Consider the following 13,499-nt stretch of genomic DNA (forward strand, 5'->3'; position numbering starts at 1 on the left):
CGGACCATCTGCCGAAAGATGCCGGATAATGGCGGGCACGAGCATCCTGCCGGCCATCTGGTGGCTCTGGATCATCCTCGCGCTGATCTTCGGGGTGCTCGCCCTGCGTGTACCAAAGACCTTCTTTCTGGGCTGTGCACTCGCAGCACTGGTGATGACGATCGTCACCTATGTCTTGCCGGGATCGGGACTGCTGGCGATGCTGGCGGTCTATGGCGGCCTCGTCCTGATGTTCTGGTCCGGGCTGCGGCTGGCGCTGCGCAGCCGCCGGGGCGGAGCGCGCCCGGCTCGGCGTGAGGGGGGCGAAAACTGACCCCTTCAAGGCTGTCACCCTTGACGCAGCCCCAGACCACCTACATTCAGCCCGGATGAAAAACCACCGCCCCCTGCTGCTGTGCCTTCATGGCCTATTGCTCGCCACCCTTGTCTGGGTGACGCCTGCCGCAGCGCAGCAGGAGGGGTGGTTCACCACCGAAGCGCTCAACCCCGGATTGTCCGACCCGCCCGACGTGCTCGACCGGCGCACGCCGCTTGCCGCCATGGAAAGCTTTCTGTACCTCGCGGAGCGGGACCGCTTTGCCGAGGCGGCGCATCTGCTCGATCTGTCGGACCTGCCCGAAGACAGCCAGGCGCTACTGGGCGAACGGCTGGCGCGGGAACTGGCCGTGGTGCTGGAACGCAAGGTGGTGATCCCGTGGTCCAGCCTTGCCGATCGCCCCGACGGCTGGCTGACCGGCTCCAGCGACGACAATTCAACCGGGCGGGTGCGGCGGTCCATCCTGATCGACCGGCTGGAGGTCGATACCCACCTCGTCCCGATCCGGATCAACCGCGTCAAAGCGGGCGAGGACGCCGATGCCGTCTGGGTCTTCTCGCGCCAGTCGGTCGACAATATCCCGCGGCTCTACCGTTTCTACGGCCCGACCGCGCTGGAAAACTCCCTGCCCGACTGGGCCCGCGCCGAAGCCTTCTGGGGCATGTATGTCTGGGAAGTGCTCTTCATCCCGGTGCTGATCTTCGTAGCACTGGCGTCTTCACTGGCGGTCTACCGGGTGATGAAGCGACTGGGCGAACGCACCCCCCAGCGCTGGGGCCGCTTCGTGGCGCGTTCGCTCAAATGGCCGCTGGCGATCACGCTTTGCGCCGCCATCATCGGTATCTCGACCCGGCAGATCCTCGTGGTCTCCGGCGTGATCGACGCGATACTGAGCCCGCTGCTGCTGATCGCCTACGTGGTTTCCGCCACTCTGGCGCTGGTGCTGATCATCGACGAGATCTTCGACATGATCAGCCAGAACAACCCCGATGAACTGGCCGACCCCGAGAATTCTCACATGCGGGCCATGGCCACGACGATTTCGGCAGCGCGCAAAGCAGTGATCGTCATCGCCGTGCTGGTCGGCACGGGCGTGGTGCTCGCCTCCATCAATACGCTCAACACCGTGGGCCTGTCGCTGCTGGCCTCTGCCGGGGCGCTGACGCTGATCCTGGGCTTTGCCGCGCGCGAGGTGCTGGGCAACATCCTCGCCTCCGTGCAGATCGCGCTGAACCGCTCCGCCCGGATCGGCGATCAGCTCATGTTCGAAGGCCACTTCTGCACGGTGGAGCGCATCCACTTCACCTACGTCCAGTTGATCATCTGGAACGGCAACCGGCTCATCGTGCCGGTCAGCCATTTCGTGGGCGATGCCTTTGAAAACTGGTCGCTGGAGGATCCCGCGATGGTGCGTCCCATCAAGCTGACCCTCGCCCAGACGGCGGATGTGGAGCAGCTGCGCCGCGCCTTCTTCGACCTGCTGGACAAAGAGGACCAGGACGACGTAAGTCCGCGCTCCTCCGCCAAGGTGCATGTCACCGGGCAGGACGTCTTCGGCGTGAAGGTCCGGGTCGAACTGCCCACGTCCAACCCCGCCACCGGCTGGGAAATCGAATGCCGCGTGCGCGAAGGCCTGCTGGCCGAAGCGGTGCGTATCGAACGCGAAAGCGGGACACGAATGCTGCCCCCCGCGCAGCAGGACCTGCCCGATAACTGACCTGTTTTTGAATTGCGGCGCCCCGACCCGCAGAGAAGGATTCCCCATGGAAGAACTGATATTTGGCTGGGAGGAATGGATCGCCCTGCCCGAGCTTGGCCTCCCCGCCCTGAAGGTAAAGGTGGACACGGGCGCGCGGACCTCCGCCCTGCATGCCCATGACATCGAAGTCTTCGGCCCCGCCTCGAAGCCCAAGGTGCGTTTCAACGTCTATCCCATCGCCGGGCGCGAGGATATCGCGATCACCTGTTCCGCGCCGATCCTCGACCGGCGCGAAGTGACCTCCTCCAACGGGGAAAGCGAGACACGCTTTGTCATCTCCACCCGAATGGCCGTGGCCGGGCAAAGCTGGCCCATCGAGGTCACGCTGACCAACCGCGCCACCATGAGCAGCCGGATGCTGCTGGGCCGGCAGGCCCTGCAGGACCACATTACGATTTCCGCCACCGAAAAGCGCCTGCAGCCGGACCTCAGCTACGATGTCTACCACACCGCCACGGTCAGCCACGCCGCCCCCCAGCGCGCCCTGCGCATCGCCGTGCTGAGCCGGGAGGACAATTATTCAACCCGCCGTCTGGTCGAGGTGGGCGAAGCCCGCGGCCATACCGTGGAGGTCATCGACACCACGCGCTGCTACATGGCCATCAACCAACTGGCGCCGGAGGTGCATTACGACGGCAAGCGCCTGCCGCGCTACGATGCGGTCGTCCCGCGCATCGGCGCGTCGATCACCCCCTATGGCTGTGCCGTCATCCGCCAGTTCGAAACCATCGGGACCTATTGCGTGAACGGCTCCGCCGGTATCCTCGCCAGCCGGGACAAGCTGCACGCCCATCAGGTGCTCGCCTCCAAGCGCATTGGCATGCCCAACACCGCCTTTGCCGCCTCGCCCAAGGATACCAGCAACCTGATGGCGCTGGTGGGCAGCGCGCCGCTGATCGTGAAGCTGCTCGAATCGACCCAGGGCAAGGGCGTCGTGCTGGCAGAAACCAAGAAGGCCGCCGAATCCGTGATCGACGCCTTCCGCGGCCTCAAGGCCAATTTCCTCGTACAAAGCTTCGTGAAGGAAGCCGCCGGCGAGGATATCCGCTGCCTCGTGGTGGCAGGCAAGGTCGTGGCCGCCATGAAACGCACCGGCGCCGAAGGCGATTTCCGCTCCAACCTGCACCGTGGCGGCACGGCGCAGGTGGTGCGCATATCAAAAGCCGAACGGGAAACCGCCCTGCGGGCCGCCCGATCCTTCAACCTGAACATGGCCGGTGTGGACCTTCTGCGCTCCTCCGACGGGCCCAAGGTGCTGGAGGTGAATTCCTCCCCCGGGTTCGAGGGGATCGAGAAGGCCACCGGCAAGGATATCGTCGGCAAACTCTATGACGAGATCGAGATGCGCGCGAAACCGCGGCCCGTCCGGCGGCGTAAGAAGGCCTGACCCCCTCTGGACGGCGCCCGCCGGAATTCCTATATAAACGCTCAGGAACAGACGCGAGGCCCCGATGACCGAACAGTCCCACCCCGTAGAAGGCACGCCCTTGATCGCACCGTCCTCCACGGACCATCCGCTTTACGAGCAGGTCGTGGAGGCATGCCGCACGGTCTATGACCCCGAGATCCCGGTGAACATCTACGAACTGGGGCTGATCTATACGATCGACATCAACGAGGCCAACGAGGTCGACATCAAGATGTCGCTGACCGCCCCCGGCTGCCCCGTCGCGGGCGAGATGCCGGGCTGGGTTGCCGACGCGGTCGAACCCATCCCGGGCGTCAAGCAGGTCGACGTGGCGCTGGTTTGGGAGCCGCCCTGGGGCATGGATATGATGTCCGACGAGGCGCGGCTCGAACTGGGTTTCATGTAACCGGCCCGCGCAACCCCGACCAGGATCGCAACCCCCGGGTTGAGATCGCGAGCGCTACCGCCTATCTTGCCTGCAAAGGAGATCCTTTCATGTTCGGCATACCCGGCAAACAGGCCGTCACCCTCACCCCCGCCGCCTCGGCGCAGATCCAGCGCCTGATGAAGGCCGCCGGCCACGCGGGCCTGCGCATCGGCGTCAAGAAAGGCGGCTGCGCGGGCATGGAATACACCATGGAATACGTCGACACCGCCGATCCCGCGGATGAGGTCGTCGAACAGGATGGCGCCTGCGTGATGATCGCGCCCATGGCGCAGATGTTCCTCTTCGGGACCGAGATCGACTATGAAACCACGCTTCTGGAATCCGGTTTCAAGTTCAAGAACCCCAATGTGACCGAAGCCTGCGGTTGCGGCGAATCCATCAAGTTCGACGACAAGCTGACCGCCGGGTGAACCGGCGCGGGGGGCTGCGCCTCCGCCGGTACTTGACCTCGCGCGGCGCACCTGCGACTTCGGTATCCGACCCCTTGCGAACGGAGAACGGATGCCCCGCCAGATAGCCGCCGGAAACTGGAAGATGAACGGCCTGCGGGCAGATCTCGACTGCCTCGACGCCATCGCCGCTGCCCTTCCCGATCCCGCGCCGCAGGTGGTGGTCTGCCTGCCAGCCACCCTCCTCGCCCCCGCTACGGCACACAAGCTCTCCGGCCTTCACATCGGGGCGCAGGATTGCCACGCCGAAAGCAGCGGCGCCTATACCGGCGACATCTCTGCCGCCATGGTGGCCGACAGCGGCGCCACCCACGTCATCCTCGGCCATTCCGAACGCCGCAGCCTGCACCGCGAAACCGACGCTGACATACGCCGCAAGGTCACCGCCGCATGGGACGCCGGGCTCACCGCCATTCTCTGCCTCGGCGAAACGGAGGCGGAGCGCGACGCGGGCAACACGCTGGAGGTGATCGGCGCGCAGCTTGCCGCCTCGCTCCCCGATGCCGCGACCGACAGCAATATTGTCATCGCCTATGAGCCCGTCTGGGCCATCGGCACCGGCCGACAGGCCGAACCCGCCCAGATCGCCGAGGTACACGATTACATCCGCGCCAAGCTGACCGACCGTTTCGGCCGCCCCCTCGCCGACAGCATCCCGCTGCTCTACGGCGGCTCGGTCAAAGCAGGGAATGCCGCGGCAATCTTCGACATCGCGAATGTGGATGGCGCGCTGGTGGGCGGCGCCTCTCTCAAGGCTGCGGATTTCAACCCCATCGTCGCGGCGCTTGCGCAAAGCTGAAGCGGCACCGCCCCTTCACCCTTTTCCAAATACTCATCGCAATCCGCCCGCAGCACCGAAAGGCGCTGCGGGCAATGGTGCTACCGCGTGATGATCTCCGGCCCCATCATCAGCGTGGGCAACCACGTGCTGAGGATCGGGATGTAGGTCACCATGATCAGGAAGACAAAGAGCACCGCAAGGAAGGGCAGCGCCGCCCGGACCACCGACATCATCGGCATATTGGCGACACCGGAGGTCACGAAGAGGTTGAGGCCCACGGGCGGCGTGATCATCCCGATCTCCATGTTGACGACCATGATAATACCAAGGTGGATGGGATCGATCCCCAGTTCGATGGCGATGGGAAAGACCAGCGGTGCCACGATCACCAGCAGGCCCGAAGGCTCCATGAACTGGCCCCCGATCAGCAGGATCACGTTGACGATCACAAGGAACATGATCGGTCCGAAGCCCGCGTCCAGCATCGCTGCAGAGATTTGCTGCGGGATCTGCTCGTCCGTCAGCACATGCTTGAGGATCAGCGCGTTGGCGATGATGAACATCAACGTCACGGTCAGCTTGCCCGCCTCGAAAAGCGTATCGCGCGTGTCCCGGTGGAAGAAGGCCGTCACAAGCGCCCAGGGCCTTTGCAGCAGCGTGTATTTCCGGCCCGGGTCCACGTCGGCGGGGCCGGCGGTATGGCGCGGGTTCGGCTCCTCGACCAATGCCGCCATCGCGGGCTGGCCGGCGGGTGCGGCGGCCAGCGGCCCCATATCCCGGTAGACGAAGCTGGCGATCAGGAACGCATAGACCGCCGCCACCGCCGCGGCCTCCGTCGGGGTGAAGATACCGCCGTAGATGCCGCCCAGAATGATCACGATAAGAAACAGACCCCAGCCTGCCTCCAGCCCCGAGGCCCAGACCTCGCCCCAGCCCTGCCAGTCGCCCTTGGGCAGGTCGCGCAGCTTGGCGATGGCATAGATCGTCACCATCAGCATCGTGCCCGCCAGCAGGCCCGGAATGACCCCGGCGAGAAACATCCGCCCGACGGACACATCCGTGGCCGAAGCATAGACCACCATCACGATGGACGGCGGAATGAGGATACCCAGCGTGCCCGCGTTGGCGATGACACCGGCGGCGAAGTCGCGGCTGTAGCCCACCTGCCGCATGCCCGCGATCACGATCGACCCGATCGCCACCACCGTGGCCGGGGAAGAGCCGGAAAGGGCCGCGAAAAGCATACAGGCGAAAACGCCCGCAATCGCCAGCCCGCCGGGCAGATGCCCCACCAGCGCCACCGAAAAGCGGATGATCCGCCGGGCAACGCCCCCGGTCGACATGAAGGAGGAAGCAAGGATGAAGAACGGGATCGCCAGCAGCGTGTAATGCCCCGCCATCGCCTGGAACAGCGTCTGTGCGATGGAGGCCAAAGACGTGTCGCTGAGCACCAGCAGAAACAGGATCGACGACATGCCCAGCGAAACGGCGATGGGCACGCCGATCAGCATCAGGCCGATGACCATCGTGAAAAGGATGACTACTTCCATCGGCTCAATCTTCCGCGTTCATATGTTTGACGTCCTCGATGGCCTCTTCGGCCTCGTGGCTCACGATCAGGCTGTCCTGTTCGCCGCGCACGACCCGCAGGGTCGCTTCGATGAAGCGGAACAGCAGCAGCGCCATGCCAATGGGCAGGATCGCATAGGGAATGAACCGAGGCAGTTTTTCATAGGCCTCGCCCTCGTTCATGATCGGCTCGATAAAGCGCAGCCATTCTGGCATCGGCATATCCACGACCGCGTACCACGCCTGATCGCGGCTGTCGGCGAAGCCGGTGGGGAACCAGCGCCCGGTGGTGGCATCGAGCCCCGCAAAGGGCGCCCAGTAGTCCCACGCTCCCTTGAGCAGAAAGACGGCGTAGATGATGCAGATGACCCCGCTGATCAATGCGAACACCCGGCGCGGACCGTCCGAGAAGAGGTTGATGACAGCATCCACACCCAGTTGCGCCGTCACCTTCACGGCATAGCTCACGCCGAAGAGCACGAGCCATGCGAACAGGAATGTAACGGCCTCCAGCCCCCAGATCAGGGACATGTTGAACCCGTATCGCAGCACCACGTTGATGAAGGTGATAATGGTCATCGCGCCCAGTATGACGGCGATCACCGTTTCCTCGAACCGATGGACGAATTGCCCCAATGCGCCGCGCGGCGCATATGTCGTTGCCATGATCCCGGCCTCTCCCCGTGATGCGGATACGTCGAAGACCCCGGCCCCCCTTCATATGGGGGCCGGAGCCAAAGCGTTCCTGAAACGCTTAGTGCTTTTCGTTGATCGCCTGTGCGGCGTCGATGTTTTCCTGACCGACGTCATCGACGAACTGTTCCCAGACGGGCTTCATCGCGTCGACCCAGACCTGACGCTGCTCGGGTGTGAGCTCACGGATCTCGGTGCCGGTGTCGAGGATCGCCTGACGCGCTTCTGCGTCCACTTCGCCGACGGCGGCGTTACGCTCTTCGGTCACTTCCTCGATGATGGTCGCCAGCTGGCTGCGCACATCCTCGGGCAGACCTTCCCACCAGTCGGTGGAGGTCACGACCATGTAGTCCAGAACGCCGTGGTTGGTTTCGGTGACACCGTCCTGAACCTCGAAGAACTTTTGGCCATAGATGTTCGACCATGTGTTTTCCTGACCGTCCACAACGCCGGTCTGCAGCGCGCCGTACACTTCGGAGAAGGCCATCGGCTGCGGGCTCACGCCGATCGCTTCCATTTGCGCCTTGATCACGTCGGAAGGCTGAACGCGGAACTTCAGGCCATTGGCGTCTTCGGGCAGCATCAGCGGCTTGTTTGCCGACATCTGCTTCATGCCGTTGTGCCAGAATGCGAGACCGGTCAGGCCACGGCGTTCCATGGAGTTCTTCATCTCCGCGCCGACTTCGGAGTTCTGGAATTCGTCAACCGCTTCGATGTTCTTGAAAACGAAAGGCAGATCGAACAGGCGGAAGACCTTGGTGAACTGCTCGAACTTCGACAGCGAAGGTGCCGCCATCTGGACGTCGCCCTGAAGCATCGCTTCGAGCACCTTGTCGTCGTCATAGAGCGTGGAGTTCGGGAAGACTTCCATGCAGGCCTTGCCGTTCATCTCTTCGTTCACACGCTGCTCCAGCAGCGAGGCCGCTAGACCCTTGGGGTGCTTGTCGGTGTTGGTCACATGGCTGAACTTGATGACGATCTCGCCATCTTCGCAGGCCGCGGCAACGGCGGTCGCGCTGACCGAAAGGGTGAGCGCCACTGTGGCGGCGGTAAGCATTTTCATGATGTCTCCTCCCAGAGATATGGAATCACGGTTCGCATCCGGGGATGCGCTGGGGGGCATGAAAGGGCTTTGCCAACCTTCCGGCAACAGAAGGTTTACCCACGGTCAAAAACTGGATTTATATGTTAAATATCAGTTTTTTACATCACTTTGTTCGCCTGATATACCACGCTGCATCACGCACATTGTGCGAAAATCCGCACAGGTAATGCCGGGCTTGTGCGGTTTTCCGCACAGTCACGATCGGAAGGTTTCCGGTTTGATCCCGTAACGGGCCAGTTTGTCGTAGAAGGTCTTGCGCGGCAGCTTCAGCGCCTGTGCCGCATCGCTGGCACTGCCGCCCGCCCGCCGCAGCGCCGTACGCAAGAGCGATTGTTCCACCTGCGCCATCTGTTCCGCCAGCCCGAGCGAGGCGTCAGCCCGCGGCTGTTCGTTCACGCCCATCACCAGCCGCATCGCCTCGGACATCAGGGCGCGGGCATTGCCGGGCCAGTCCCGGGACATCAGATCGGCCACGATCTCCGGCGTGACGTCGGGCGGGCGCAGGCCAGCCTGTTCGGCCGCCTGATCCACGTAACGGCGGAACATCTCGGGGATGTCCTCGGGCCGTTCGGCAAGCGCGGGGATGCGCACCTGCATCACGTCGAGCCTGAAATAGAGATCGGCGTTGAACGCCCCCTCGTCTACCGCGCGCAGCAGATCGCGGGTGGCCCCGGCAATAAGTCGCGCGCGTCCGGGCTGTTCCAGCGCCTCCCCCAGCGAAAGCTGCGTCTGCGCGGGAAGCTGCACGATCTCATCGAGAAAGAGCGAGCCTTCCCCGGCATCGCGCAGCGCCTCCTCCAGCCCCTCGGGCGAAAGCCCGGCGGCGGCACGTTTCACGAAAGGCGCCTTGGACCGCAGGGAAGACAGGTGGATCACCTCCGACACTTTCGAGATGCCGGTGCCCGGCTGGCCGGTGACCAGCACGTCGCCTTCCGTGCGCGCCGCGCGGCGCACGCGGGCGCGCAACCCTTCGGCCAGATTGGAGGTGCCGAAGATCATCCGCGCCGCCGGATCGCCGCTTTCGACCACATGGCGCATCCGCCGGAGTTCGAGCACCAGTGCCCGGCTTTTCAGCGCCCGTTCCACCACCGCGACCAGATCGGCAGAGGCACAGGGCTTTTCCAGAAACCCGAAGGCGCCGCGCGTCATGGCCTGCACCGCCATCGGGATGTCGCCCTCCCCCGTCAGCAGGATCACCGGCAGATCCGGATCCTGCGCATGGGCATAGTCCAGCAGATGAAAGCCATCCCGCCCGGGCATCCGGATGTCGGACAGGATCACCCCGTCGAAGCGTTGCGAAATGCGGTCTTTCGCCGCCACGAAGGAGCCTGCCGGAATGGGGCGCATATCGGCCAGTTCCAGCGTCTGGCAGAGCGCTTCGCGCACGGCGGCGTCATCGTCCACCAACAATACATCGCGTGTCATGCAGCCTCCGCCGCGGGATCGGTCCGTTCGAGCGTGACGGAAAAGACAGCGCCCGTTCCGGTATTGGCACCCCGGATCTGGCCGCCGAAACTTTGCACGATGCCGTAGCTGATCGAGAGCCCCAGCCCCATGCCGCCGGTGCCGCCGACGCCCTTGGTGGTGTAGAAGGGATCGAACACCTTGTCGGGCGTCTCGATCCCCGGCCCGGTGTCCTGCACCAGAACGACGACGCGGTCGGCCTCGGTTTCCATTTTCACGGTCAACCGCCGTTCGTCGCTGTCGGCCATGGCATCGGCGGCATTGGCGATGAGGTTGACGAAGACCTGCCCCAGACGCACCTCGCCCCCCCGAACCCAGAGCGGTTCCGGCGGGGGCGCATAGACCAGCGTCACCCCCGCGTCACGCAGGGTCGTTTCCGTCAACTCGATGGCGGCGCGCAGTACCGCGCCCAGTTCCACACGTTCCTGCCGCATGTTGTCCTGCCGGGCAAAGGCGCGCAGGTTCTGGATGATCCGGCCCATGCGCCGGGCCAGATCGGCGATCCGGCCAAGGTTGTCGGCCGCCCGTGCTGCATCGCCCCGGTCCAGAAACTGCTGACCGTTTTCGGCAAAGGAGCGGATCGCCATCAACGGCTGGTTCAATTCGTGGCTGATACCGGCGCTCATCTGACCCAGTGCGCTCAGTTTGCCCGCCTGCACCAGATCGGCCTGCGCGCGGCGCAGGGCCTTTTCGGCCTCCTCACGCTCGGCGGCTTCGCGCAGCAACCGCTGGTTGGTGTCATGCAGCGCGGCGGTCCGCTTGGCCACCCGCGCCTCCAGCAAGGCGTTGGCGCGCGCAAGGGTCTGCCGCCGCTCGGCGGCGAGGTAGAGCAGCGAGCCAAAGGCAAGGCAGAGCGCGGCCACCGCCGCCGCCTGCGCCACGGCCAGCCGCCGCAACGGCGCGGTATCGAGCAGTACCTCCCCCGTCAGGCCGATGACCGGCAGCGCGCGCGTCAGGTGCAAGGCCTCCAGCGGCAGGTATTTCCCCATGCCCAGCCGCCACAACTCATGCCCGCCCACCACGCGCTGCTCGAACGCCGGTGCGGGGGCGTCCGGTGGGGCCAGCGGCGCCCCCGTGATCCCGCGCCGCCAGAACAGCATCTCGGACCGGTTGGTGATCAGCACGACGCCTTTCGCATCGGTGAAATAGGTGGCGGGGGTGCTGCCGCGCCAGTTGTAATCGATATTGCGCAGATCGGTGGTGACCATCACCGCCCCCTGCACCGCCCCCTCCGGGCCAAAGACCGGGGCCGCGTGGAAAAAGGCGCGCGATGTCAGGGGCGAGGCGTCACCATGCCCCCAGCCAAGCGCCCCGTTGAGCGCCCGGCGCAGGAATCGCGGCCTGCCCATGTCGCGGCCCGGGGCGGAGAGTGAGGCCGCGATGACACGGCCCTCGGTATCCACCACCGCCACGTCCAATGCCGCCGTCTTGTCGGCCACCCGCTGCAACAGGTCCGAAGCGCCCGATATTCCGCGCCCCGCCTGCAGCAACTCATCGACCACCGGATGATCGGCCATCAACACCGCAAGGTCGCGATACCGCTGCAACTGGCCGACCAACCGGTCACTGGCGAGGGCGAGGTCCGCCTCCCCCCGCGCTTCGAGCTGGTCGAGGCCCTGCATGAAACTCAGCCGCCAGACCGCCGTCGCCAGCGTCGCCACGACCGCCAGAAACGCCAATACGACGACGATGCGATGCCTGCGTGCCCTGATCATCGCAGCAGATTGCACGACAGCCCTTGCCTTGACCAGACCCCGGGGGTCATCTGCGGGGATGCAAACACTCGATCTATCCCCCCGCGACCCGCAGTTCGTGCAGAACCCCTATGCCGCCTACGATGCGGCGCGGAGGCGCGGCCCCGTGCTGTATTGGGAGCAATACGGCATGGCCGCCGTCTTCGACGCGGCGTCGGTGCGGGCGCTGTTGCGTGACAAGCGGCTGGGGCGCGAAGCGCCTGCCGGGGCGGAGACAGACACGCCCGCCCATCTGACGGCGTTTCACGCGGTCGAAGCCCATTCGATGCTGGAACTGGAACCGCCCCGCCATACCCGCTTGCGCGGGCTGGTGCTGCGGGCCTTCACCTCGCGCCGGATCGCCGGGCTCGGCCCCGACATCGCCGCCGTGGCAGACGCGTTGATCGCCGCCCTTCCCCGCGATGCCCCTTTCGACCTTGTGGCGGCCTATTGCACCGAACTCCCCGTGCGCATCATCGCCCGCCTTCTGGGCGTGCCGGAGGATATGGCCCCCGATCTGCTGCGCTGGTCGCACGACATGGTGGCCATGTATCAGGCCCGGCGCGAAAGGGAGATCGAACATCGCGCCAATGCCGCCGCCGCCGAATTCACGGCCTTCCTGCGCGACTATATCGAACACCGCCGTGACCGCCCCGGGGATGACCTGATCTCTCACCTCATCGCGGCACGGGAAGAGGACGGCGCGCGGCTTTCGACCGACGAGATGATCGGCACCTGCATCCTGCTGCTGAACGCGGGCCACGAGGCCACGGTGCATAGCCTCGGCAATGCCGTGAAGTGCCTGCTGGAGCACGACACACCGCTGACAGCACTCGCCCCCGACCGGGTGGCGGCGACGGTGGAGGAACTGCTGCGCTACGACCCGCCGCTGCATATGTTCACCCGCCATGTCTACGAAGACGTGGACGCAGGCGGTGAGACCCTGTGCGCAGGCAGCGAAGTCGCCCTGTTGCTGGGTGCGGCCTGCCGCGACCCGGCCCGCTTTGTTGATCCGCATATCTTCGACCCGGCCCGCACACCGGCCCCCCATGAAGCCTTCGGGGGCGGGCCGCATTTTTGTATCGGCGCGCCGCTCGCCCGGCTGGAAATGCAGATCGCCCTGCCCCGGTTGTTCGACGCCCTGCCGGGCCTCAGGCTGGCCGGGGCGCCGCACTACGCCGACAGCTACCATTTCCACAAGCTCGACCGCCTGATGCTGCAGGCCTGAGCGCGTCAGAGCGGCAGCATGGTGGTGGACTTGATCTCCTCCATCGACAGCAGCGCCGTGACATTGTGCACCCGCACCTCAGAGATGAGCGCCTGATAGAAAACGTCATAGGCGCGGGCATTCTTGACGCGCACCTTCAGGATATAGTCGATATCGCCCGCCAGCCGGTGCGCCTCCTGCACTTCGGGCCGGTCCTGCAGCGCCTTGAGGAAGGCGGCTTGCCATCCCGCGTCATGCTCCGAGGTGCGGATCAGCACGAAAAAGCACGCCTCGAATCCCAGCGCCTCGGCATCCAGCACGACGGTATGCTGACCGATGACGCCCGCCTCCCGCATCTTGCGGATTCGGTTCCAGACGGGCGTCTTGGAAGAGCCCACTTCACGCGCGATATCGTCCAGCGACTGGCTGGCGTCGCGCTGTAGCTGAGCCAGAATTTTCCGATCGGTCTCATCTATCCGAACACTCATTCCAAAGTTCTCCTTCTTGCGCGACAGGCGTTCTCAAAAAGCCGGTGGCTGGTACGTATGTCCTTATTCACCGCCCCCG

At 64.9% G+C, this 13,499-nt stretch carries 13 protein-coding genes; 7 read left to right on the forward strand and 6 right to left on the reverse strand.

Annotated elements, in window-relative coordinates:
- From A3728_RS16980 to tpiA, 6 genes are all read left to right on the forward strand, one after another.
- Positions 1 to 313 (forward strand): hypothetical protein (locus A3728_RS16980; RefSeq protein ID WP_236630541.1); only part of this gene is annotated, 313 nt, incomplete at its 5' end.
- Between the two features lie 55 nt (positions 314 to 368).
- On the forward strand, positions 369 to 2,033 hold the full coding sequence (locus A3728_RS16985; protein ID WP_067926351.1) for a mechanosensitive ion channel family protein: 1,665 nt from the start codon (positions 369 to 371) through the stop codon (positions 2,031 to 2,033).
- Between the two features lie 46 nt (positions 2,034 to 2,079).
- Complete coding sequence (gene rimK, locus A3728_RS16990; RefSeq protein WP_067926354.1) at positions 2,080 to 3,462, forward strand: 30S ribosomal protein S6--L-glutamate ligase; 1,383 nt, start codon at positions 2,080 to 2,082, stop codon at positions 3,460 to 3,462.
- 64 nt (positions 3,463 to 3,526) lie between these two features.
- Complete coding sequence (locus tag A3728_RS16995) at positions 3,527 to 3,889, forward strand: SUF system Fe-S cluster assembly protein (RefSeq protein ID WP_067926357.1); 363 nt, start codon at positions 3,527 to 3,529, stop codon at positions 3,887 to 3,889.
- An 89-nt stretch (positions 3,890 to 3,978) separates the two neighbouring features.
- A complete protein-coding gene (locus tag A3728_RS17000; protein ID WP_067926360.1) occupies positions 3,979 to 4,341 on the forward strand; it encodes a HesB/IscA family protein in 363 nt (120 codons plus the stop codon).
- 91 nt (positions 4,342 to 4,432) lie between these two features.
- Positions 4,433 to 5,179, forward strand: a complete 747-nt coding sequence (gene tpiA / locus A3728_RS17005; protein WP_067926364.1) for a triose-phosphate isomerase — start codon at positions 4,433 to 4,435, stop codon at positions 5,177 to 5,179.
- Positions 5,180 to 5,259: 80 nt separating this feature from the next.
- On the opposite strand, the gene A3728_RS17010 is transcribed toward tpiA, so the two are convergent.
- The 5 genes from A3728_RS17010 to A3728_RS17030 all read right to left on the reverse strand — a co-directional run bounded on the left by A3728_RS17010 (position 5,260) and on the right by A3728_RS17030 (position 11,707).
- Complete coding sequence (locus A3728_RS17010) at positions 5,260 to 6,711, reverse strand: TRAP transporter large permease (protein WP_067926367.1); 1,452 nt, start codon at positions 6,709 to 6,711, stop codon at positions 5,260 to 5,262.
- Positions 6,712 to 6,715: 4 nt separating this feature from the next.
- Complete coding sequence (locus A3728_RS17015; protein ID WP_067926370.1) at positions 6,716 to 7,396, reverse strand: TRAP transporter small permease; 681 nt, start codon at positions 7,394 to 7,396, stop codon at positions 6,716 to 6,718.
- An 88-nt stretch (positions 7,397 to 7,484) separates the two neighbouring features.
- Positions 7,485 to 8,486 (reverse strand): TRAP transporter substrate-binding protein, encoded by a 1,002-nt coding sequence (locus tag A3728_RS17020; RefSeq protein WP_067926373.1) that lies wholly within the window; start codon positions 8,484 to 8,486, stop codon positions 7,485 to 7,487.
- Positions 8,487 to 8,723: 237 nt separating this feature from the next.
- Positions 8,724 to 9,953, reverse strand: coding sequence for a sigma-54-dependent transcriptional regulator (locus A3728_RS17025; RefSeq protein ID WP_067926377.1), 1,230 nt, complete (start codon positions 9,951 to 9,953; stop codon positions 8,724 to 8,726).
- Positions 9,950 to 11,707, reverse strand: coding sequence for an ATP-binding protein (locus A3728_RS17030; RefSeq protein WP_067926381.1), 1,758 nt, complete (start codon positions 11,705 to 11,707; stop codon positions 9,950 to 9,952). Before A3728_RS17030 ends, A3728_RS17025 begins: the two co-directional genes overlap by 4 nt.
- 58 nt (positions 11,708 to 11,765) lie before the next feature.
- Here A3728_RS17030 and A3728_RS17035 point away from each other — a divergent pair, with 58 nt between their 5' ends.
- Positions 11,766 to 12,953 carry a cytochrome P450 gene (locus A3728_RS17035; RefSeq protein WP_067926384.1) on the forward strand — a complete coding sequence of 396 codons (1,188 nt, stop codon included), beginning with the start codon at positions 11,766 to 11,768 and terminating at the stop codon, positions 12,951 to 12,953.
- Between the two features lie 5 nt (positions 12,954 to 12,958).
- Here A3728_RS17035 and A3728_RS17040 read toward each other — a convergent pair whose 3' ends face one another.
- The gene (locus A3728_RS17040; RefSeq protein ID WP_067926388.1) at positions 12,959 to 13,420 is read right to left on the reverse strand and encodes an Lrp/AsnC family transcriptional regulator; all 462 of its coding nucleotides are present in this window, start codon (positions 13,418 to 13,420) and stop codon (positions 12,959 to 12,961) included.
- Positions 13,421 to 13,499: the final 79 nt, after the last annotated feature.

The sequence above is a fragment of the Sulfitobacter sp. HI0040 genome (assembly GCF_001634885.1).
Lineage (GTDB): Bacteria > Pseudomonadota > Alphaproteobacteria > Rhodobacterales > Rhodobacteraceae > Sulfitobacter.

Excerpts from the sequence above, each read along its gene's own strand:
- A3728_RS16985 (WP_067926351.1), top strand. The coding sequence starts at position 369 with ATGAAAAACCACCGCCCCCTGCTGCTGTGCCTTCATGGCCTATTGCTC.
- rimK (WP_067926354.1), top strand. The coding sequence starts at position 2,080 with ATGGAAGAACTGATATTTGGCTGGGAGGAATGGATCGCCCTGCCCGAG.
- A3728_RS16995 (WP_067926357.1), top strand. The coding sequence starts at position 3,527 with ATGACCGAACAGTCCCACCCCGTAGAAGGCACGCCCTTGATCGCACCG.
- A3728_RS17000 (WP_067926360.1), top strand. The coding sequence starts at position 3,979 with ATGTTCGGCATACCCGGCAAACAGGCCGTCACCCTCACCCCCGCCGCC.
- tpiA (WP_067926364.1), top strand. The coding sequence starts at position 4,433 with ATGCCCCGCCAGATAGCCGCCGGAAACTGGAAGATGAACGGCCTGCGG.
- A3728_RS17010 (WP_067926367.1), bottom strand. The coding sequence starts at position 6,711 with ATGGAAGTAGTCATCCTTTTCACGATGGTCATCGGCCTGATGCTGATC.
- A3728_RS17015 (WP_067926370.1), bottom strand. The coding sequence starts at position 7,396 with ATGGCAACGACATATGCGCCGCGCGGCGCATTGGGGCAATTCGTCCAT.
- A3728_RS17020 (WP_067926373.1), bottom strand. The coding sequence starts at position 8,486 with ATGAAAATGCTTACCGCCGCCACAGTGGCGCTCACCCTTTCGGTCAGC.
- A3728_RS17025 (WP_067926377.1), bottom strand. The coding sequence starts at position 9,953 with ATGACACGCGATGTATTGTTGGTGGACGATGACGCCGCCGTGCGCGAA.
- A3728_RS17030 (WP_067926381.1), bottom strand. The coding sequence starts at position 11,707 with ATGATCAGGGCACGCAGGCATCGCATCGTCGTCGTATTGGCGTTTCTG.
- A3728_RS17035 (WP_067926384.1), top strand. The coding sequence starts at position 11,766 with ATGCAAACACTCGATCTATCCCCCCGCGACCCGCAGTTCGTGCAGAAC.
- A3728_RS17040 (WP_067926388.1), bottom strand. The coding sequence starts at position 13,420 with ATGAGTGTTCGGATAGATGAGACCGATCGGAAAATTCTGGCTCAGCTA.